The sequence below is a fragment of the Teretinema zuelzerae genome, assembly GCF_021021555.1.
Classification (GTDB): Bacteria; Spirochaetota; Spirochaetia; order Treponematales; family Treponemataceae; genus Teretinema; species Teretinema zuelzerae.
On sequence record NZ_JAINWA010000003.1, the window covers coordinates 427,408 to 446,154 of the forward strand.

The 18,747-nt window shown below is 56.8% G+C and carries 19 protein-coding genes; 6 read left to right on the forward strand and 13 right to left on the reverse strand.

The window, feature by feature from the left end; all coding sequences use genetic code 11:
* Positions 1-12: 12 nt before the first annotated feature.
* The 9 genes from truA to K7J14_RS09310 all read right to left on the reverse strand — a co-directional run bounded on the left by truA (position 13) and on the right by K7J14_RS09310 (position 7,999).
* Positions 13-795: a tRNA pseudouridine(38-40) synthase TruA gene (gene truA, locus K7J14_RS09270; RefSeq protein ID WP_230755545.1), complete on the reverse strand. Its 783-nt coding sequence runs from the start codon at positions 793-795 to the stop codon at positions 13-15.
* Positions 792-1,661, reverse strand: a complete 870-nt coding sequence (locus tag K7J14_RS09275) for a DUF2225 domain-containing protein (protein WP_230755547.1) — start codon at positions 1,659-1,661, stop codon at positions 792-794. The genes truA and K7J14_RS09275 overlap by 4 nt, the downstream gene beginning before the upstream one ends.
* A complete protein-coding gene (locus tag K7J14_RS09280; protein ID WP_230755549.1) occupies positions 1,645-2,037 on the reverse strand; it encodes a holo-ACP synthase in 393 nt (130 codons plus the stop codon). Before K7J14_RS09280 ends, K7J14_RS09275 begins: the two co-directional genes overlap by 17 nt.
* Complete coding sequence (locus tag K7J14_RS09285) at positions 2,034-2,981, reverse strand: CdaR family protein (protein WP_230755551.1); 948 nt, start codon at positions 2,979-2,981, stop codon at positions 2,034-2,036. The genes K7J14_RS09280 and K7J14_RS09285 overlap by 4 nt, the downstream gene beginning before the upstream one ends.
* A complete protein-coding gene (gene cdaA / locus K7J14_RS09290) occupies positions 2,959-3,774 on the reverse strand; it encodes a diadenylate cyclase CdaA (protein WP_230755553.1) in 816 nt (271 codons plus the stop codon). The genes K7J14_RS09285 and cdaA overlap by 23 nt, the downstream gene beginning before the upstream one ends.
* A complete protein-coding gene (folP, locus tag K7J14_RS09295) occupies positions 3,761-4,609 on the reverse strand; it encodes a dihydropteroate synthase (RefSeq protein ID WP_230755555.1) in 849 nt (282 codons plus the stop codon). Before folP ends, cdaA begins: the two co-directional genes overlap by 14 nt.
* Positions 4,606-6,498 carry a 1-deoxy-D-xylulose-5-phosphate synthase gene (gene dxs / locus K7J14_RS09300; RefSeq protein ID WP_230755557.1) on the reverse strand — a complete coding sequence of 631 codons (1,893 nt, stop codon included), beginning with the start codon at positions 6,496-6,498 and terminating at the stop codon, positions 4,606-4,608. Before dxs ends, folP begins: the two co-directional genes overlap by 4 nt.
* A 307-nt stretch (positions 6,499-6,805) precedes the next feature.
* A complete protein-coding gene (gene miaA / locus K7J14_RS09305) occupies positions 6,806-7,789 on the reverse strand; it encodes a tRNA (adenosine(37)-N6)-dimethylallyltransferase MiaA (protein ID WP_230755559.1) in 984 nt (327 codons plus the stop codon).
* A gap of 15 nt (positions 7,790-7,804) precedes the next feature.
* On the reverse strand, positions 7,805-7,999 hold the full coding sequence (locus K7J14_RS09310) for a DNA-directed RNA polymerase subunit omega (RefSeq protein WP_230755560.1): 195 nt from the start codon (positions 7,997-7,999) through the stop codon (positions 7,805-7,807).
* Between the two features lie 95 nt (positions 8,000-8,094).
* On the opposite strand from K7J14_RS09310, the gene hflK reads away from it, so the two are divergent.
* Genes hflK through K7J14_RS09325 form a run of 3 tightly spaced genes read left to right on the forward strand, consistent with a single transcriptional unit; the run spans position 8,095 to position 11,623 of the window.
* A complete protein-coding gene (gene hflK, locus K7J14_RS09315; RefSeq protein WP_230755561.1) occupies positions 8,095-9,060 on the forward strand; it encodes an FtsH protease activity modulator HflK in 966 nt (321 codons plus the stop codon).
* Positions 9,057-10,040 (forward strand): protease modulator HflC, encoded by a 984-nt coding sequence (hflC, locus tag K7J14_RS09320; RefSeq protein ID WP_230755562.1) that lies wholly within the window; start codon positions 9,057-9,059, stop codon positions 10,038-10,040. Before hflK ends, hflC begins: the two co-directional genes overlap by 4 nt.
* Complete coding sequence (locus tag K7J14_RS09325; protein WP_230755563.1) at positions 10,037-11,623, forward strand: hypothetical protein; 1,587 nt, start codon at positions 10,037-10,039, stop codon at positions 11,621-11,623. Before hflC ends, K7J14_RS09325 begins: the two co-directional genes overlap by 4 nt.
* A gap of 130 nt (positions 11,624-11,753) precedes the next feature.
* Here the strand turns inward: K7J14_RS09325 and lepB are convergent, their stop codons facing one another.
* Positions 11,754-13,421 carry a signal peptidase I gene (gene lepB / locus K7J14_RS09330; protein WP_230755564.1) on the reverse strand — a complete coding sequence of 556 codons (1,668 nt, stop codon included), beginning with the start codon at positions 13,419-13,421 and terminating at the stop codon, positions 11,754-11,756.
* Positions 13,422-13,487: 66 nt separating this feature from the next.
* On the opposite strand from lepB, the gene K7J14_RS09335 reads away from it, so the two are divergent.
* Positions 13,488-15,089 (forward strand): FumA C-terminus/TtdB family hydratase beta subunit, encoded by a 1,602-nt coding sequence (locus tag K7J14_RS09335; RefSeq protein WP_230755565.1) that lies wholly within the window; start codon positions 13,488-13,490, stop codon positions 15,087-15,089.
* Positions 15,090-15,096: 7 nt separating this feature from the next.
* Positions 15,097-15,453, forward strand: a complete 357-nt coding sequence (locus K7J14_RS09340; protein ID WP_230755566.1) for an Hpt domain-containing protein — start codon at positions 15,097-15,099, stop codon at positions 15,451-15,453.
* On the opposite strand, the gene K7J14_RS09345 is transcribed toward K7J14_RS09340, so the two are convergent.
* A complete protein-coding gene (locus K7J14_RS09345) occupies positions 15,428-16,174 on the reverse strand; it encodes a TatD family hydrolase (protein ID WP_230755568.1) in 747 nt (248 codons plus the stop codon). The two genes, K7J14_RS09340 and K7J14_RS09345, sit on opposite strands and share 26 nt — an antisense overlap.
* A 65-nt stretch (positions 16,175-16,239) precedes the next feature.
* Between K7J14_RS09345 and K7J14_RS09350 the strand changes: the two genes are divergently transcribed.
* Positions 16,240-16,455 carry a hypothetical protein gene (locus K7J14_RS09350; protein WP_230755569.1) on the forward strand — a complete coding sequence of 72 codons (216 nt, stop codon included), beginning with the start codon at positions 16,240-16,242 and terminating at the stop codon, positions 16,453-16,455.
* A gap of 106 nt (positions 16,456-16,561) precedes the next feature.
* Here the strand turns inward: K7J14_RS09350 and miaA (K7J14_RS09355) are convergent, their stop codons facing one another.
* Positions 16,562-17,488 (reverse strand): tRNA (adenosine(37)-N6)-dimethylallyltransferase MiaA, encoded by a 927-nt coding sequence (gene miaA / locus K7J14_RS09355; RefSeq protein WP_230755571.1) that lies wholly within the window; start codon positions 17,486-17,488, stop codon positions 16,562-16,564.
* A 19-nt stretch (positions 17,489-17,507) separates the two neighbouring features.
* Positions 17,508-18,698 (reverse strand): class I SAM-dependent rRNA methyltransferase, encoded by a 1,191-nt coding sequence (locus tag K7J14_RS09360; protein ID WP_230755573.1) that lies wholly within the window; start codon positions 18,696-18,698, stop codon positions 17,508-17,510.
* Between the last annotated feature and the right edge of the window lie 49 nt (positions 18,699-18,747).

The following is an 18,747-nucleotide window of genomic DNA, read 5'->3' on the forward strand; positions in this document are numbered from 1 at the left end:
GGACTCGGTACATCAGTATCGGACATCCCAGAGAAAGAGTCCCGTACCGGGGGCTGTCGGGCCCGCGCGCGAACGGTCGCGGGATTCGAGGATGGCCGAGAACTCTCCCGCCTGTGCGCCGCGCCGCTCCAAATCAATCAGCGTTCCCAGAATCGAGCGGACCATCTTCCAGAGAAACGCGTTCGCGGAGATTTCGAAAACAAGCTTTTCGCCTTCCGGAAAAAAGCGCGCCCCGTACAAATAGCGGGTGCGGGTTTTGCTCTGATCGCCCGAGGCGGTGAAGGCCGAACAATCAATTTCGCCGCGAAGACAGGAAGCCATCCGGTTCAAGAGACGGACATCGGGCCATCTGCCGAGAGCCCATACATAGGGCATTTCGTGGGCGCAGGGCCTCGATCCGCAGTACAGAAAAAAGCGATACGTCCTGGCCCTCGCGTCGAATCTCGCGTGGAAGGAAGGCGGAGCCTCGCAGGAATCCATGATGCGCACGTCGAGGGGAAGCAGGGAATTGAGAGCCGGGACGAAACGTTCCGGAGGAATGCGGGCGATATCGGTATGGAAATTCGCGGCTTGCCCCGCGGCGTGGACGCCCGAGTCCGTGCGTCCGGAGCCGATGAGGGGAACCGGGTGGCCGTGCATCTTTTCCAGCGCCTTTTCAATCTCTTCCTGCACGGTTCTGCCCTTTCCGGCGGCCTGTTCGCTTTGGCGCTGCCAGCCGAGAAAACGGGAGCCGTCGTAAGAAATTTTGAGCTTTATGTTTCTCAAGGGGAGCGATTCTGTTTCCGGGCCTTTCATTCGTCTTCGGCGTCCTCGTTGATTTCTGCAACGATCGAATCGTAGAGATTCCGCGCGTGTTCGAGCAGCGGCCCCGGCTTATTGCGGGACGATCTTCCCAGCCCGAACATCTTCGCGAGCGATCTGCGATGATAGGCGAGAAGCTCGCGCCTTTTTTCAGGGTCGGTGCGGGACCCGTATTTTACTTCGAGCAGAGCAGCCAGATACAGAACGCCGTCGAATCCGTAGTTCTTGTCGAGATCAGGCCCGAAGGATTTTAAATTCGCTATCATCTCCTGCCCGGAGGTTTCGAGCTCGACCGCCCTGCGGTAATAGAAGAGGGATTTCCGGTACAATAGATCGGCGATATAGGAATAATTCTCTTCAGGAAATTTTCTCCCCATATCGGAAAACAGCCAGGCGCCCCTGAGGGCGCACAAGCCCTGCTTGATATGCGGCGAGTACTTCGTGTCTACGCTTTCGTAGCACAGAAGCGCGAGATAGTAGGAAGCGGCACCCTCGTTGAGAGTACGGGACCCGGCATAATCGATTTTAGAAAAAAGCTGTTTGACGGAGGTAAACCGGTCCTGCATGCCGTCGTATATTTTGTTGAGGCTTTCCTTGTCGAGGACGCAGAAATCCTGGGGAAAGGCGGCGTACAGGCATTTAGGGCAGACGGTCATCGCGTATACGAGGGGCAGAACCTCGCCGAATTTGGCTGAAGGTTCGTACAGACGCCTCAATTCGTCGGTAAGGCTTCCGGCGATGAGCCGGCCTCCGCCGGACATCACTTTCTCCTGCTTGAACTTCGCGTTGCAGATGGGGCACTGGGTCTGTTCTTTCGTATAAAAGGTAATGGAAGGCGCTTTATCATCCTTGGACGCCATGCAAGCCTCCTTCGACGACGACCATCGCGAGGGCGTTGTCCCGTTCGTGGGTGAGGCTCAGATGCACCTGTTCTCCACCCGATTTTTCGAATGCTTCCAATGCGTTGCCGAACAGGTGAATGCACGGCTTTCCGTTGTGATTGTTCAGCACGAGGATGTTTTTCAGCGTGATGCCGCTCAGCCCCGTTCCGATGGCCTTGCCGAAGGCCTCCTTCGCGGCGAAACGGGCGGCGAGGGAAAGAGTCGCGCCGCTTCCCCGGCTCATGGCGGCCGCTAATTCTTCCGGGTGGAAATACCGATCGAGCAAGCCGGGGATTTTTTCCCAGCGCTCGAGCCTTGAGACATGCACTACATCGAGGCCTATTCCGACGATCATTCCTGTTTTTTCCTCACTGTCAGCTGTATTTCGGACGGAGTGCTCCGCAGAACTTCGAAACGCTGCGGAACAAGGGCGTGCACGGGAAGGCTATAGACTCCCGGAGAAACCACGTTTCCGCACAGAACCGTCAACGCGTTTTCGGGAAGCGTCCATTCGGACAACTCGTTCTGCGTTCCCTTCAGCTGGATCGAGCCGACGAGCTGGTCCGCTTCGATTTCGAAATCCGAATCGAGGTTCTCGAAAAAGAGGGGCACGTCTTCGAATGTGCGCAGCAGGGTCGTCTCGTTGATCGTTACCCGGTACGAGATTTTTCCGCCGCCGGATAATCGGACGAGGGGGGAACCCGAACCGACCGTTACAGATCCCTCGAAGGAACGGTTCACGCCTGAAAGGTCGATGCTGTCTGTCACGAGATCCGTAATCGATTCGACGGCCGAACGGGGGCCGTCGATTTCGAGCAAGGTAGGATTCAAGCTGTAGCCGGAAAATTCGAATCCCGCTTCCGGATATCCGCGGAAGGCAGGAGTAACGGCAACCTTGCGGGAGAGGCGATGCTCGACCTTCATGACGATTTCCGCCGGATCGAGGGTGATCTCGAGGGGCACGACGTTCATGGCCGTCCCCGAAAGACGGGCGCGGACAGGCACCCGGTATTCGCCTTCCCGTTGAATGCCGGATAGATCGATATAGGTTTCGATGTCTGATTCGAGGATCGGAAAGATGCTCGTGGATTCTCCGCGCAAATGCACCTTGATCATGCGCGGGTATGCCGATGCCGGCAGCATCAGCGCGTCTCCTTCTATTTTCAGGGGCGCGGAGAAAAAGCGCTCCTCCAGCGTGCTCATCCGATAAAAGAGAAACAGAAGGAGAGAAAGCGTGAGGCAGATTATCTTAGCCGGCCAGTTATCAAGAGACCGTTCAATCAAATTCCGGGCGTTCATTGCCGCTATCCTCCATTGCGGAGGAGTCTCCTCCAAGATCCAGGAGGCCCTCCAGCTGGCGGGTGATTTCCGCAGACGTTAAATCGTAATACAGCTTCGAATCGTAGGCCAGACTGATGGCGCCGGTCTCCTCGGATACGATCATGACGACGGAGTCGGTTTCCTCCGACAAGCCCAGAGCCGCGCGGTGGCGGGTTCCGAAGGACTTTCTGATGTCCTGCTGTTCCGAAAGGGGAAGAAAGCATCCGGCGGCGACGACCCGGCCGCCCTGAATGATGACGGCTCCGTCGTGAAGGGGTGTGTCATGGCCGAAAATAGTCACGAGGAGGCTTGAAGAAAGCTCGGCGTTCAGCCGGGTCCCCGTTTCAACGATATCGCGCAATCCGTTTTTTCGGGTAAAGACGGCAAGCATTCCCCTTCTCCGCTTGGACAGGATTTCCGCGGAGGTAAGGACGGAATCGAGATGGCTGTGAGTGGACCGCTTGCCCATTCGGAACCAGTCGCTTTGTCCTATCTTCAAGAAGATTTTCCGCAATTCCGGCTGAAACACGATCGCCACGCCGATCAAAAGACCGGGAGCGAGGGTGTTCAAGAGCCATAACAGCGTATTAAGCCGGAGGATGAAGGCGACGGCATAGATGATGAGAAGCGATACCGCTCCCTTCAGCAGCTGAACCGCCTGGGTTTTTATCAGGATTCCGTATACCTGGTACAAGAGAAACGATAAAACCAGGATGTCCAGAACCGGTTGCACAGTCGTGTACAGCCCGGCGAGGCGTTTAATGAATTCCATAAGTCTGCAACTCCTGTACGACTGCCAGCATATCCCGCGTTTCGCCCACATCGTGCACCCGAAGCCATTGCGCGCCCAAGCCGACGGCGATCTGATTCGCGGCGAGCGTTCCCGCCAACCGGTGCGAAACGGGCTTTCCGGTCATGTCGCCGATGCAGGTTTTCCGGGACAGGGCCATGAGCACCGGATAGCCCGCGGCGGTGAAACGGCGGGTTGCCGCGATGAGAGCGAGGTTGTCCTGTTTTCGTTTGCCGAATCCGATTCCCGGGTCGAGGATTATCATGTCTTTGCGGATTCCGCGCGTTTGAGCGTATTCGGCTCTCTCCAGAAGATAAGAAAGCACCTCCGCGGCTGGATCGGCGTACCGGGGATCGAGCTGCATAGTATCGGGAGTCCCTTTTTTGTGCATCAACACGACCGGAGCCCCGGCCGCAGCCAATAGATCGGCAAGAGCGTGATCGTCTTCCAGGGCGGAGATATCGTTGCACATGTCTGCTCCCGCATCGAGAGCGGCCTTCATGACAGCGGCTTTTCGGGTATCGACGGAAATGGGGACGGCGGAACGCGAACGTATTCCTTCTATCACCGGCAGGACGCGGGAAAGCTCCTCCTCGGCGGAAACGTAGGCGCCGCCGGGCCGGCTCGATTCGCCGCCGATATCCACTATGTCTGCGCCTTCCGCTTCCATTTGCAAGGCGCGCTCGACCGCGTCCTCGACGCTCCCTGCCCTGCTTCCCGGATAAAAGGAGTCGGGGGTGGCATTGACTATGCCCATGATAAAAGCCGGAGCCGAGGTGTAAAGGATTCTGTCTCGCAGGGGAAAGGATAGACTCATCGGCTCTGACCCGCCGCGATATACGAGCGGAGCTTTAAGGCTTCGTCGTAGATATGGACCGCGGACAACCCGGCAAACGAGAGAATTTCCTGGCGGGTTCCCTGGGGGTAGAAAATATCCGGGAAGGCCATGGAGGCAGCCAGTACATGGGGAAGCCGTTCGCGTACGATAGACGCGAGATCGGAAGCGATGCCGCCGGTTTCGGAGCCGTCTTCCACGAACAGGACGGCGCGATAGCCGGAAGCGCAGGAAACAAGAAAGTCTTCGTCCAGGGGCTTGATGAATCGCAGGTTGTACGTATCGACCGGAAGGCTTGAACGCGCGAGCATGTTCGCGGCTTCATGCACTTCGGCGTATATGCCGCCGGTGCAGGCGATGAGGATGTCCGCGCCGTCCCTCTGGGTGAATACGCCTTTTCCCGTTTCCAGGGGAAGGTCGAAGGCGCTCTGTTCGGTGGGACAGGCGGCCTTGGGATAGCGGATGATCACCGGTTCGTCGCGGCCAAGAGCCCACGAGAGCATAAGAGACATCTCCCGGGCGGAGGCCGGAGCGAGTATCGAAACTCCGGGAACCGGCCGGAAAAGAGCAATATCGAAGAGTCCCTGATGAGTTTCCCCGTCGTCCGGAACGGCTCCGGAGCGGTCGAGGGCGAAGACGACCGGGAGCTTTTGAAGTGCGGCGTCGTGGACGAGCTGGTCGACCGCGCGCTGCATGAAGGTGCTGTAAATCGCGACTACCGGACGCATTCCGCCTGCGGCAAGGCCTCCGGCGAAGGTGACCGCGTGCTGCTCGGCGATGCCGACATCGAAAAAACGGTCGGGATATCGATGCTGAAAAGCGGCAAGTCCGGTGCCCTTCGCCATCGCGGCGGTGATCGCGACGATGCGGGGATCGTGCGAAGCTTCTTCAAGCAATGAGCGGGAAAAGGCTTCGGTGAAGCTGGTGGTATCGAATTTTTCTACCTTTCCGTCGCTGATGCAGAACGGGCCGATGCCGTGAAAGGTCGACGGATCGTTTTCTGCGAGGCTGTAGCCCTTCCCTTTGCGGGTCAGCACGTGAACGACAACCGGGCGCTTCAGGGCGCGGACGTCGCGGAGAACCTTTTCCAGCTCTTCGATATTGTGGCCGTTGAGAGGCCCGACGTATTCAAACCCCAGATCGACGAACAGGTTGTCCTTGAATACCAGGCCTTTCAAGCCTCGTTTCATCCTGTGGACGATTTTTGCGAGAAAGACGCCGATCAGGGGAATCGAACGAACCACGCGGTCCACCCGGTAACGGAAGCGCTGGTACGAGGCTCCCATCGTGAGGCGGCTGAGGTATTCGGAAAGGGCGCCCGTATTGGGGCTGATGGACATCTTGTTGTCGTTGAGGATCACCACGAGATCGTTCTGGCCCTGCCCGGCGTGGGACAGCGCCTCGAGGGCCATTCCCCCGGTCAGAGCTCCGTCGCCGATGACTGCCACGACCTTTCCCGGTTCGCCGCGAAGCTTTTTCGCGGTCAACAGGCCGTAAGCGGCCGAAATCGAGGTCGAAGAATGGCCGGTATCGAAGGAATCGTGCGGACTTTCTTCGCGCTTGGGGAAGCCGGAAAGACCGTCTTTTTTGCGTATCGTGGAAAACCGTTCAAAACGGCCGGTGAGCATTTTGTGCGTATAGCACTGATGACCAACGTCCCAGACGAACTGATCCTGCGGGCTTTCGAAAACGCGGTGAAGGGCGATGGTCAGCTCGACAACGCCGAGATTGCTGGAAAGATGGCCGCCGTTTGTGCCGACGACCTCTATTATCTGTTTTCTGAGCTCATTGGAAAGATTTTTCAATTCTATATTCGACAGAGAGCGTAAATCCTGCGGAGAGCGAATTCCTGAAAGGATTGAATGATTCATAAGTCAGAAGTGTACCATACCGTACCGTAAAAAAAAAGACCGCAAACACGAGGTTTGCGGTCTCTTATGCGTATAAGCGCGCTCGAGACAGTTGCGCTCCGGCTAGCCGGAGGCATACCGCTAGAAGCTGTTACCCGAAAAGAACAATTCCCGGCAGCGCTGCCGTCGGGCCGCCCTAGCACGGGATTCGGATTATTTCTTCTTGTGCCGGTTCTTTCTGAGTTTTTTCTTCCGCTTATGCGTCGCGATTTTCTGGCGTTTTCTTTTTTTTCCGCAGGGCACGGCCGCACTCCTTATCAAATAAACTTTACGAAGTATGCACAGAATCCCTAAAGGCGTCAAGTACCGCGTTATAAATTGACGGGAGATCTTCGGGATTCCAGCGCTCCACGCCGGGAATAGAGGACATGAACACCTCCTGCCGCTTGGCGTATTTTCTGCTGTTCCGGGCGATTTCCTCACGGATGCGCGAAGGGTCGGCGCCGGGCGGATCCGTGAGGAAAAACTCGCGGTAGCCGATCGCCTGCATGCCGGGCTCAGCCTTATCGTGCCCCGCTTCCAAAAGCCGCGCGAATTCTTCCGGCAAGCCCTGTTCGAACATCTCGGCGACGCGGAGATTAATCCGGTCGTAGAGCTGCGCGCGCGGACGGTCAAGAAAGATCACCTTGAACCGATATCCCGGGCGCAGACGCGATGACAGATCGTGAGCGCTGCGGGGCTTGCCCGATTGCAGGAACACCTCAAGGGCGCGAAGTATGCGGTATTCGTCGTTGGGATGGATTTTAGCCGCGCTTTCGGGATCGACCGCCGACAGCTCGCGGTGCATAGCCGCCGTCCCCTCTATTTCGGCCCTGTCCTGAAGATTCTTTCTGAGGATCGGGTCCGATTCGGGAGTGGAAGGCAGGCCGCAGAGAAAATTTCTGATGTAAAAGCCGGTTCCGCCGAGAATTACGGGAAGACGGCCTCTCCCGGAGATCGAACGGCACAGTTCGTCGGCTAAGCGAACGAAGTCGCCGGCGGAAAACTGTTCGCGGGGATCGCGGATATCGAAGAGATGATGGGGGAGACGCTCGAGAAGGGAGCGCGGCGGCTTTGCCGTTCCGATATCCATGCCGCGGTATACTTGCATGGAGTCGGCGCTGACGATTTCGGCCCGGCCTTTAAAAAAAGAAAAATCTTCTCCCGGGCAGGGAGAAGAGCTCTGTGAAAAAAGGGTGTCCGCAAGAGAGGTTTTTCCGGATGCGGTCGCGCCGAAAACGACGAGAACAGGAATATCCCGCGCATCGGTCATATGGAAGAAAAAGCCTTATTTGTCTTCGATCTGGTACTCGACGTTGCGGGTAAAAACCTGCCGCGCGGCGAGAGAAACGACTTTTCCGTCATTTTCTTCGATCTCGGGATCGCGAACCATGGAAAGCTGATAGGCGCGCCTGATCGAAGCGCAGGTGATTTCGTATACGTTGCCCGTAAATTCTACAAGATGTTCCAATGGAAATATCATAGTTCGACTATACCCAAATTACGGCGATTATTCAAGAGAAACTTGCCCTGGACCCGTAAAATGGATAAATTAGAATGATGTTTCAAGGAGGATCTATGGAAAATAATGCCCGACGGCCTGAATGGTTGAGTCCGACCTTAGTGCTGACGCTGGGAGTATTGATTGCTGTTCTGGCGGTAGGCTTCACCGGCTTCATCGTCGTCGATCAGACGGAAGAGGCGGTCATTACGAGATTTGGAAAATATAACCGGACGGCAGGACCCGGACTGCATTTCAAAGTTCCGTTGGGAATTGAAAAAAGCTGGAATGTTCCGACAAAACGGATTCAAACCGAACAATTCGGCTTCCGCACCGTAAAGGGCGGCATCAACAACACCTACGAAAACAATCTGACCCGAGAGTCGACGATGCTGACCGGCGACTTGAACATAGTAGACGTTGAATGGATTATCCAATACCGGATACACGATCCGCGCGCCTGGCTTTTCAACGTGCACGAAAGCGTGCGGAACTCGACCATCAGGGACATTTCCCAATCGGTCATCAACATGCTCGTGGGAGACCGCGCGATCCTCGACGTAATCGGACCGGAAAGAACCGCGATAGAGAACAACGCGATAGTCATGATGAACGAGATTCTCAAGCAATTCGAGCTCGGAGTGACGATAACCACCGTGCAGCTCCAGAACATAGTGCCTCCTCCCGGAGTGCAGCCGGCCTTCGAAGACGTCAACAAGGCGATTCAGGATATGAACCGCTTGATAAACGAAGGAAAGGAATCCTACAACGCTCAGATACCGAAGGCGTCCGGCGAGGCGGAAAAGCTGATTCAGCAGGCGCAGGGATACGCGGCGGAACGCGTAAACCGGGCTCGCGGAGACGTTGCCCGATTCAACTCGGTGTACGACGAATACCGGAAGGCTCCGGAGGTAACAAGAAAACGCTTGTATCTGGAAACGATAGAAACCCTCTTTTCAGGCACTACGGGAACCACTCTGGTCGATAAAAAACTGGACAACTTCCTTCCGTTACAGAACATCTCTAAAGGAGGCGCTCAATGAAGCAGGCAACAACCCGAATTTTAATCGCCGCAGGCGCTATGCTCGCACTTTTTTTGATAGCAAATCCTCTCTATATCGTTAACGAAGGCGAGCAGGTAGTGGTAACCCGCTTCGGAGAAATCGTCGATTCGACCGACGAAGCGGGCTTGCACGTTCGCCTTCCCTTCGCCGATTCGGTGATTACCTATCCCCGCAAGGTGATGGCGCTCGACGGAGACTCGCAGCGCATACCGACTAAAGAAAACCAGTTCATCATCGTGGATACGACGAGCCGATGGAAAATCACCGATCCGGTGAAGTTCTACGAATCGGTCACTTCCATTGAAGGAGCCTACTCGCGCTTGAGCGACATCATCGATTCCGCCGTGCGCACCGTCATCACCTCCTCGAGTTTGAACGACGTTGTGCGGAATACGAACCTCATCAACGAACTCCAGCATACGGAAAACTTCGCGCTTGGAGCGGACGCCGAAGAAGTGCAGCTCAGCCAGATCACCGGAGAGAAGATCAATTACGAGGCGATCTCGCGGGGCCGGCAGGAGCTCAGCAAGGAAATGGCCGCGGCCGCGAGCGAGAAGGTCGCGGGATTCGGAATCGAGCTGCTGGACATCGTGCTGAGGCAGATCAAATATTCGGACGAGCTGACCGAAAGCGTGTATAACCGCATGATAAAGGAACGGAATCAGATCGCGCAGACCTTCAGATCGACCGGAGAGGGAAAAAAAGCCGAGTGGCTGGGAAAGCTCGAAAACGAGCAGAAAACCCTCCTCTCGAGCGCATACAACCGCGCCGAAACGATCAAGGGAACCGCCGACGCCGAAGCTTCGCGCATCTACGCAGACGCGTATTCGCGCGATTCCGAGTTCTACGGATTCTGGAAGAGCATAGAATCGTATAAGTCGACGCTCGGCAGCTTCGACAAGGTTCTTACCACAGACATGGACTTCTTCAAGTACCTGTATTCTCCGAACGGAAGATGATGAAACAGCTGATACGAAGAACCGTTCACAACGGAGAGCCGGTGCTTGCAGTCGACGCGGCTCTCTCTCCGAGGGCCTTCGCTCAAAGCGGACTGCCCCGGCTCCAGACAGAGTCGGGGTATCTCATCGGAGCCGACGACTCGCTGCAGCCCTGGAACATGAACGGAACCAGATGCGTCGAGGAAGACGGCAGGGAAACCATGGAGTTTTTCGGTCCCGATATGCAGGGGAAACCTCTTCTGGAGGCGATCGAAGGGGAACCCTGCGAAACGGCGTGGCCGAAGCTGCACTCTGCTTTTTCAAAGATTCATCGCGCGCTAATGAACGGGAACATTCCGCGGTCCGCCGCGGCTCATCTCGGTTCCGCCGGTCCGGCCGCGGTGTTTTGCGGCGACGACGGCTCGGTTCTTGTTCTTCCGCCGCAGCTGATTATCAGGTGCGCCGGAAACAGGGGCGAGCAGGAAGAAATAGATCTCCGCCTTAAATGGATACATCCGGACGCCCACGCGCAGGATCCGCTGAGGGCCTTCGCCTTCGCTGCGGGAACAGCCGCGTACCGGGCATTATCCGGATCATCCGCGTTCAGCGCGGACGGGGACAAGAAAAGCGAAAATCTTGCGGAGAAGCAAAGACTGGGCCTTTTCGAATCCCTGGATTTCGCAGCGCCCGGCTATTCAGGCGTATGCGCCCGGGCTGTGGATTCGCTCGTCACCGCGGATAAGGCGGCTTCGCTCGATACCCTCCTCGCCTTCGGACCCGATCCTTCAGCCTTCGTCGACGCTAGCCGGTCGGAATACGCGGGCACTCAGGCTTTTGCGACGGCCCGCGAAGCCGCTCGAAGCAAGCGCGAGGGCATCGTCAAACGACGCCGTTTCGCGCGCAAGCATAAAACCGCGTTCATCGCGGCGGCTGGTTTGGCGGTCGTCGCGGCACTGGTTGGAGCGACCGTCGCCGGGGATATGAAATCCAAGCCGACGACGCTCGGAAAAGAGCCCCTGACGATCGTACAGGAGTATTACCGCGGGCTTCATCAGCTCGACCAGGAAATACCCCGGGCGTACTCGCAGAAGGGCGTCAGAACCGATTACGACGAATATGTGACGAATCTCTATGTGACGTCCCGGATGAGGGACGCCTACGAACGGAACGGCGGCATTCTTGCTCCTGCGGAACTTTTCTTGCGAAAGGAAACGAACAACCGCATGATTTGGGGCCTGACCAAACTGAAAATCGAAGGCGAAAATACATCCTCGGACGGAACAGGCAGTGCCGCAGCCGCGACCGAAGTCCGGCCCGGCGAAACACGGGAATTTATCGTGTCATTCTGGCTGTGGATGCCGAATACGCCCGGAATGGAGGAAGGATATCCGCTTTCAGTCTGGAGATACGTAGATCGGGTAATTCTGGAATACGGCAAGGACCGCTGGCTCATCCGTGAAGTGATTCCGGAAACGAGAGAGATGCGGGAAAGCGATCCCGAGGATATTCTGAAACGAACCTTCGCGCCGGAGGGTCTTTCAGAGCCATGGGCGCCGGACGAGGCAGAATTGGCCGAAGCGCGCGTTTTGCTCGGAATAGACTGATTCAAGTACTTTTTTGATGTAACAAGGGCTGGCTCGACATCGGGCCGGCCCTTTTTTTTAGGGGTTCGATCGACAATGAAAACGATCATTCGCGCGCGGGCGCCGACGCGCGAAGGCCGAAGGGCGTCCGTTACCGGGGAATGCCGATGCGGGAAAGCGGCCAGAACCGGAGCGCGGCCGATCCGAGAATCGAGGACGCGTGAACGTATCTCGGGTCGAGATTTGATCGATACCGGAATGAAGACGGATCGCCTGAATCGACCGGAATCAAACGGCTTTTATAGGAATGCCTCATATCAAGCGAATTGAAGCGGTTGTCTCCCATCATAAAATAGCTGTCCTCGGGGATGAACTCGTCTCCGGAAGGAAATTCGAACATATTGCGCTGGTCGTGTACAGCCATGAAGAAATACCAGGAATCCGCCTCGGAAAGCAGGGAGAGGCGAACCTCGTCGTTCATGTAGGCGGAAGAAGGCGTTCCTGCCGCTATCATCTCGGCGTTCCGGACAACGAGTTTTCCGAAGGTTAACTTCAGCAGGATGTTCATCTGCATCGATCTTGTTTCAAACAGAGTGTCCCGTTCGGCAGAAGACGCCCAGCCGGTCATAAACTCGCGGAACCAGAGAGCTCCGCCGTTCGTAGTCAACAGAAGCCGGGTGACGTCGTCGACGGCAAGAAAGACGGAAGATATCTCGAGTTTCGCGGAGGGGATCAGATCGGGAGCGGTAGTCACCGTATCGGGCGCGCTCTTCAGCGCGTCAAAGCGGTCCGCGAGAGCGCGCGCTTCGGCGGCTGCTGCAGGGGCATCCACCGACGAGCGGATGGATTCTACCGACTGGAGAATGTCGAACTGCTCCGAGCTCAGCGGAACGTTTTTAACGAGGGCAAGCTCGGAACGGGGCAGAGATGCGACATTCCAGGCGGCCCATCCCGAATCCTCGGCCACCGGCTGAAACTCGGCCGATTCCCTGGTGCGGGAGTAAAGAACCCCGTCGACCATCATCAGTTTTTCTCCGGGAACGCCGGTCACCCTCTTTACCAGAGGGTCAGCCTTCGGCTGTCCGAATTCGTCCCGGTTGATCTGAACCTGGGTAAAGGTAAGCATATATACGAACTGGGAAAGAAAAGACTTTACCCGGGCTTCTTTTGAGTCGTTGTAATGCGGATTGCTGAAGATGACGATGTCTCCGCGCTCATAATCCTTCATGCGCGGAACGCCGACGGACGAGAGCGGAAATTTTGGGCCTGAGGGGGTTTTGATCACCACGACGCGGTCCTTCACCATGAACTCGGGAACCATGGATTCGGAAGGGATGACATAGAGCTGAAAGAAAAAAAGCTGGATGAGAAGCACCAGACAGGCAGCCTGCACGAGGGCGTCGATCCATTCGACAGCCTGCGTCAACAGGCCTTTTTTTCGGGGCTTGGCTGCTTCGATGCCGGGAAAGGTTATCGCGATTCTTTTCTCCGAAAGCTGCCTGAGCACGGCCAGGTTAACGCCCGCCGACGCGAGCCACAAGAGAACGGAAGCGAGGTCGAGCAGAAAAAAACCGTCGGCTTCGCCGGTGCGCCGCAGGATAAAACCGGCGAACAGGACGAAGGGAAGATACTCGAGTATTTTACGCAGCCGGAGAGCCCGGAAACGGGACGGATTCTTTTTCAGAGAAATCGTACAGAACAGGACTATCAGGGAAAAGGACAATACCGCGAGGAATCCGAAAAAAGCGGGAGTCGGAGGAAGATACACGCAGGATGCGGAATACAGAATCGCCAGAAGAGCGTTAAGAACAGGCAACATAGTCACAGAACCTCCCTAATCAGGAAAGTATAGCAAAAAGGATATCGGACGGCTATACTGAAACGCATGGACTTCGATTTGATACCCAATACGGCTCCGGAAGCGGCGGCGAATAGCGCGATTTCGGTAGGCGATGAAACGCTCTCGCTGCTCGCGGAAAAAGCCTTCGAGCGTCTCTCCTTTACCTTTACCGAAACCCATTTGAAGCATATGCTGGACGCGGCGGCCGATTCCCGTTCAAGCGAGAACGACCGGTTCGTCTGCTCGTTCCTGCTGAAAAACGCGATCATAGCGGCCCGGGGAGAACTGCCTCTGTGCCAGGATACCGGAACCGCACAGATTTTCGCGTGGAAGGACGAAGGCGTGCTGTCGACCGGCGATCCCTACGCCGCTCTCGAACGGGGAGCCAAGAAAACCTGGGCGGACAGAAATCTGAGAAATTCTACGAACATCCCGCTGTCCCTGTTCGAGGAAACCGATCCGGGCGACAACATGCCTGCCCAGATCGCCCTGTTCGCGGGCAGAGGCGCAGAAAAGTCCAGCGGAAATCCCGCCTGGCATTTTCTGTTTTGCGCGAAGGGCGGCGGCTCATCCAATAAAACGCAGCTCTTTCAGGCTACGAAGGCTCTCCTCGAGCCGAAGGCCTTCGACGCTTTTCTGAGCCGCCAGGTGCCGGCTCTCGGAACCTCGGCGTGTCCGCCGTACACCGTCTCGGTGGTAGTCGGAGGGCTGAGCCCCGAACAAAACCTGACGGCGCTCAAGCTCGCGACCGCCGGCTTCTTCGACGCCGACAGCCCGGTGCCCGACCGGCAGGTGTTCGGCTTCTCCCCGCAACGCTGCCCGGACTGGGAGAACAGAGTCATGGAGATCGCGCAGGGCTGCGGCCTGGGGGCCCAGTTCGGAGGCCGGGCGTTCGCCTCCGGAGCGGTCGTGCTCAGGCTTCCCCGACACGGAGCGAGCTGTCCCGTGTCGATCGGCGTATCATGCTCGGCCCACCGCAACCTCTTCGGCAGAATCGATTCCGAGGGCGCGTGGCTCCAGACGACTGTCGATAATCCTCTTTCGATTCCCGGACTGAAAGAAGCGGCGGCTCTCTGCGAAAAGCCCGCGGAATCTGCAGTCGATATCGATATGGATAAGGGAATTCCCCATATGCAGGACAAGCTCCGGGCCCTGCCTCCGGGTACGCCGGTCCTGCTGACCGGCACCCTGCTGGTCGCCCGCGACGCGGCCCACGCGCGATGGAGAGCCCTCATCCGCTCCGGTGAACCACTCCCCTCCTACATCGGCCTCCATCCCATTTTGTACGCGGGCCCCGCGAAAACGCCCGAAGGAAAGCCGACCGGAAGCTTCGGTCCGACTACAGCCGGCAGAATGGATGAATACGCGGAGGAGCTGATGAGCCGGGGAGCGGCCCTCGTCACCCTCGCGAAGGGAAACAGGAGCGAAACCTGGAGATCCGCCTGCCGGCAATGGGGAGGCACCTATCTGGGAACGGTCGGAGGTGGAGCGGCTCTTCTCGCGGAGGAACACATCCGGTCGAGCGAGATCGTCGACTATCCGGAACTCGGCATGGAAGCGGTGAGAAAAATCGTCGTCGAGAAAATGCCCGCCTTCGTCCTGATCAACGATTCAGGCGAAGACTTTTATGCTCCGCGGCCGACATAAGGAGACCATGCTTTTACAAATCAAGGATATAACAGAGCGGTTTTCCTCCGAGATCGGGCTCTATAAGGAGCTTGCCGCACTGTTGTGCGAACGCGAAGGGGAAATCGAATCGCTGAATGCTCTTGCGACCGGTAGAGACGCCGCGCGGATAGCCTATATCGCTCATAAGCTTAAAGGCGCTGCGGGAATTCTGGGAGCGGAGCTTTTGGCGGACACAGCGGGAGAACTCGAGGAAGCCGCGAGAAGCCGGACGGAAATCGATTATGATCTTGTGTCCGAACGGATTCGGGAACTGAAAAAAAACTATAGGGAAACCTGCGAAGCGATTCGCGAGTTCGTCAGGGAAAACGAAAAACCGTCGTAAAATTGGTTTTGATCCGAGAAACGAAGGCCGAAAGGTCGGTTCCCGCAATGCCGGCGGCTGCCCGGGCCACCGCATCGATATCGGCGGGCTGGGTGCTTTTCTCACCCCGAAGCGTCATGTACGGAGCATCGGTTTCAGTGAGAATCCTGTCAAGCGGCAGCGCGGCGACTGTTTCCGCGGCGGACCGGTCGCCCCGAAGCAAGGCCTTCCCGATTGAAAAATACGCGTTTATTCCGCGCGACAAAAGCGAGCGGGCTTCGTTCGCCGATCCCGGCCATCCGTGAAAAACAACCGCAGAGATTTTTTTAAGCCGGCGAAAATCAGCGAAAATCAAAGGAAGCCCTTTTCTGCAATGGACGACAAGAGGAAGGCCGTTGTCGGCTGCGAGCGAAACTTGAGCGTCCCACGCGCGTTTCTGCTCGTCCTTCCGGGCCGAAAAGCGTTCCTCGTAAAAGTCGAAACCGCATTCGCCTATCGCCTGCACTCTCCGGTCGCGGACGAGCCCTGCAAGAAATTCGAGACGGGATTCGTCTGGGTCCTGCGGATGAATGCCGAAGGACAGAAAGATTCTGCCCGGGCGGGAAGCGGCATACGATTCCTGCCAGAGGAATTCGTCCGGCCGGCAGGAGCTCGCGCACAGCAGGTTTTGCCCGCCCGAGTCCGGTTCGATTCCGCTTTGAACAAAGCAGTCGTATAAATGAATATGCGCGTCGGTATACACAAATGAATTATATCCCTAAAGGCCAGGGCCGCGAAACCCGAAAATAGATGCAACGGGAGGTTTTGATGAAAAACTACTATATCAGGAGCGGCAACGGCTGCGCGGATTATCTGAGGGTTCTCAGCGAAACCGAAGAAGGGTACATGGTTCGCATTTATCGGGATATGGACGGATATGAAAAAATCATCGACGACTTCATGAGTCTGTCTCTCTTTGAAAGCTGCCTCCGAACCGGCTACATCGCGGAAATGGAAGAACAGAAAGAAGTCGCCACCGCGTAGAAGCCGGCATGCCGGAGAATGAAAAATATTCTTCCGCAATCGCATCAACACAAAAAGAAGACAAGCCGTGAGGACCTCGTGCCGAACGGCTTTTTTTATCGGCAGGCTATAAAAGTTCCGCCTCGACGATAGCCCGCGCCTCATCGTAGTTTCCGCGCTCGATCCAGCGGACGGCAACGCCCTTGCGCTCCATGCCCCTGAACCAGGTTTCCTGGCGTTTCGCGAACTGGCAAATCGCCGTGTACAGCGAATCGATCCATTCCTGCCTGTTCTGGATGAGTCCCTGAAGATATCGTGCGGTGTAGCGGTACTCAAGACCGAGCCGGTCCAAGCGGTCCCATGAATAGCCTTCGCCGTGAAGGCGCTCCACTTCCTCCGCGAGGCCTTCCTCGACGCGGGAAAGAAGACGGCTTCGTATCCGTTCGCGCAGCTCGTCCCGCGGATAGCGCACGCCGAGAGTAAGCGGCCGCAATACGGGACGGCTTTCGGCTTCTTCTTCTGCTGGCGAATCGCGCTCGTATTCGGCGATTTCAATTGCGCGCACAAGACGCGCTCTGTCTTCCAGATCCGTCCGATTGTGAATTTCCGCCTTGACGCTCAAAAGGCGGCGTGCGAGTTCGTCCAGCGTCAAAGGCGCAAGCTCTTCCCGCAGCGGCGGATTTTCAGGAACCTCGACGAGCGGATACGAGCGGAGAATAGAATCGAGATACATCCCCGTGCCGCCGACCATCAGCGGAAACGCCGAACGATCCGAAAGGCTCCGATACGTCCTGTAGAAATCTCGTTGAAAGGAAAACACGTTATATTCTTCGGCCAGGGTCGCCACATCGACCAAATGATAGGGAACTTCTCCGTATTCGGCGAGGTCCTTGCCTGAACCGATGTCGAGCCCACGGTACACCTGACGGGAATCTGCGGAGATTATTTCGCAGGGCCTTCCCCTGCCCGCCAGATCCCGCGCGAGGCGGACGCCCAGCGAGGTTTTTCCGCAGGCGGTGGCTCCGAGCACTACGAGAATATCGAAGGAGCTCATGGATTCGAATCCTTTGCCGTCACCATACTCTGCAGAGGGCGCATTTCAGATAATCCGATTCAGGATACCCCGAAAGAGCGGGGTGGTCGGGCCCGGGTCCGCGCTTCTCGAGCACCTGGACCGTGCGATGCGCGTCGCGCGCCGCGTTCTGAATCATCCGGTAGAAATGATCCGAGGTAAAAAAATGCGAACACGAACAGGTCATCAAAAATCCGCCAGGGCGGAGAATCTTCATCGCGCGCAGATTGATTTCCTTATAGCCGCCGTAGGCCTTGTCTATCATCTTCGCGCTTTTGGTAAAGGCCGGAGGATCAAGGATAATGAAGTCGTACTTCTTTCCGTCTTTTTCCTGCGCCTTGAGAAAATCGAACACGTCGTGGGTTTCAGCCCGCATAGCGGCTTCTGCCCCGTTGCGGGCGATGTTCCCTCTGATTCCTGCAACCGCATCCTCCGAGATATCTATCGCCAGAACGGAAGATGCTCCGCCTTTCCATGCGTTGAGTCCGAATGCGCCGGTGTGGGAGCAGGTATCGAGCACTTCCCTGCCCTTCGATATCCGGGCGGCGAGGGCGCGGTTGTCCTTTTGATCGAGAAAATATCCGGTTTTCTGGCCGTTTTCGAGGTCGACCGTCAATTCGATTCCGTTTTCGCGGATGACGATGCGGGGATCGAATTCAGCGCCGATCCAGCCTTTCCGTTCGGAAAGTCCCTCGAGGGCACGTACGTGGACGTCGCTTCGTTCGAATATTCCGGCAGGGCGGATCACTTCCTCAAGGGCGGCGACGATATCGTCGCGGAAAGAATCCACCGCAAGGGTCAAAAACTGAACAACCAGGAAAACCCGGCCTTCAAGATCGACGAAGCGTTCGACGACCAGTCCGGGCAAAAGATCGGATTCCGCGAACAACAGGCGGTACGAATCGCCTTCGCCGTAAAAAAAGGAACGGGTTTCAGCCGCGGCTCGAATGCGCGAGGCGAAAAAGGCGCGGTTAATCTGTTCGTCTTTATTCCGGGTAAACAGCCTGACCGTTATGCGGGACGAACGGTTAATCACGCCCCTGCCGAGAAAATGGCCGGACTTCGTCAACACATCCACCGGAGAACCGTCGGGACAATCAGCCGGCAAACGGCCGATTTCATTATCGAAAATCCACGGATGACCCAGGAGAATTCTGTCCTCTTCCCCTTCTTTCAGAAAAAGCTTGTGCATGGGCGCAGTATAGACCTTTCGTTGCCTTTTAGCCAACTGGTGTGTTATT

Coding starts and splice junctions, on each gene's coding strand:
- folP (WP_230755555.1), bottom strand. CDS start 4,609: ATGAGTCTATCCTTTCCCCTGCGAGACAGAATCCTTTACACCTCGGCT.
- K7J14_RS09350 (WP_230755569.1), top strand. CDS start 16,240: ATGAAAAACTACTATATCAGGAGCGGCAACGGCTGCGCGGATTATCTG.
- lepB (WP_230755564.1), bottom strand. CDS start 13,421: ATGTTGCCTGTTCTTAACGCTCTTCTGGCGATTCTGTATTCCGCATCC.
- truA (WP_230755545.1), bottom strand. CDS start 795: ATGAAAGGCCCGGAAACAGAATCGCTCCCCTTGAGAAACATAAAGCTC.
- K7J14_RS09310 (WP_230755560.1), bottom strand. CDS start 7,999: ATGATATTTCCATTGGAACATCTTGTAGAATTTACGGGCAACGTATAC.
- K7J14_RS09280 (WP_230755549.1), bottom strand. CDS start 2,037: ATGATCGTCGGAATAGGCCTCGATGTAGTGCATGTCTCAAGGCTCGAG.
- K7J14_RS09340 (WP_230755566.1), top strand. CDS start 15,097: ATGCTTTTACAAATCAAGGATATAACAGAGCGGTTTTCCTCCGAGATC.
- K7J14_RS09275 (WP_230755547.1), bottom strand. CDS start 1,661: ATGGCGTCCAAGGATGATAAAGCGCCTTCCATTACCTTTTATACGAAA.
- K7J14_RS09360 (WP_230755573.1), bottom strand. CDS start 18,698: ATGCACAAGCTTTTTCTGAAAGAAGGGGAAGAGGACAGAATTCTCCTG.
- dxs (WP_230755557.1), bottom strand. CDS start 6,498: ATGAATCATTCAATCCTTTCAGGAATTCGCTCTCCGCAGGATTTACGC.
- miaA (WP_230755559.1), bottom strand. CDS start 7,789: ATGACCGATGCGCGGGATATTCCTGTTCTCGTCGTTTTCGGCGCGACC.
- cdaA (WP_230755553.1), bottom strand. CDS start 3,774: ATGGAATTCATTAAACGCCTCGCCGGGCTGTACACGACTGTGCAACCG.
- hflC (WP_230755562.1), top strand. CDS start 9,057: ATGAAGCAGGCAACAACCCGAATTTTAATCGCCGCAGGCGCTATGCTC.
- K7J14_RS09325 (WP_230755563.1), top strand. CDS start 10,037: ATGATGAAACAGCTGATACGAAGAACCGTTCACAACGGAGAGCCGGTG.
- miaA (WP_230755571.1), bottom strand. CDS start 17,488: ATGAGCTCCTTCGATATTCTCGTAGTGCTCGGAGCCACCGCCTGCGGA.
- K7J14_RS09285 (WP_230755551.1), bottom strand. CDS start 2,981: ATGAACGCCCGGAATTTGATTGAACGGTCTCTTGATAACTGGCCGGCT.
- K7J14_RS09335 (WP_230755565.1), top strand. CDS start 13,488: ATGGACTTCGATTTGATACCCAATACGGCTCCGGAAGCGGCGGCGAAT.
- hflK (WP_230755561.1), top strand. CDS start 8,095: ATGGAAAATAATGCCCGACGGCCTGAATGGTTGAGTCCGACCTTAGTG.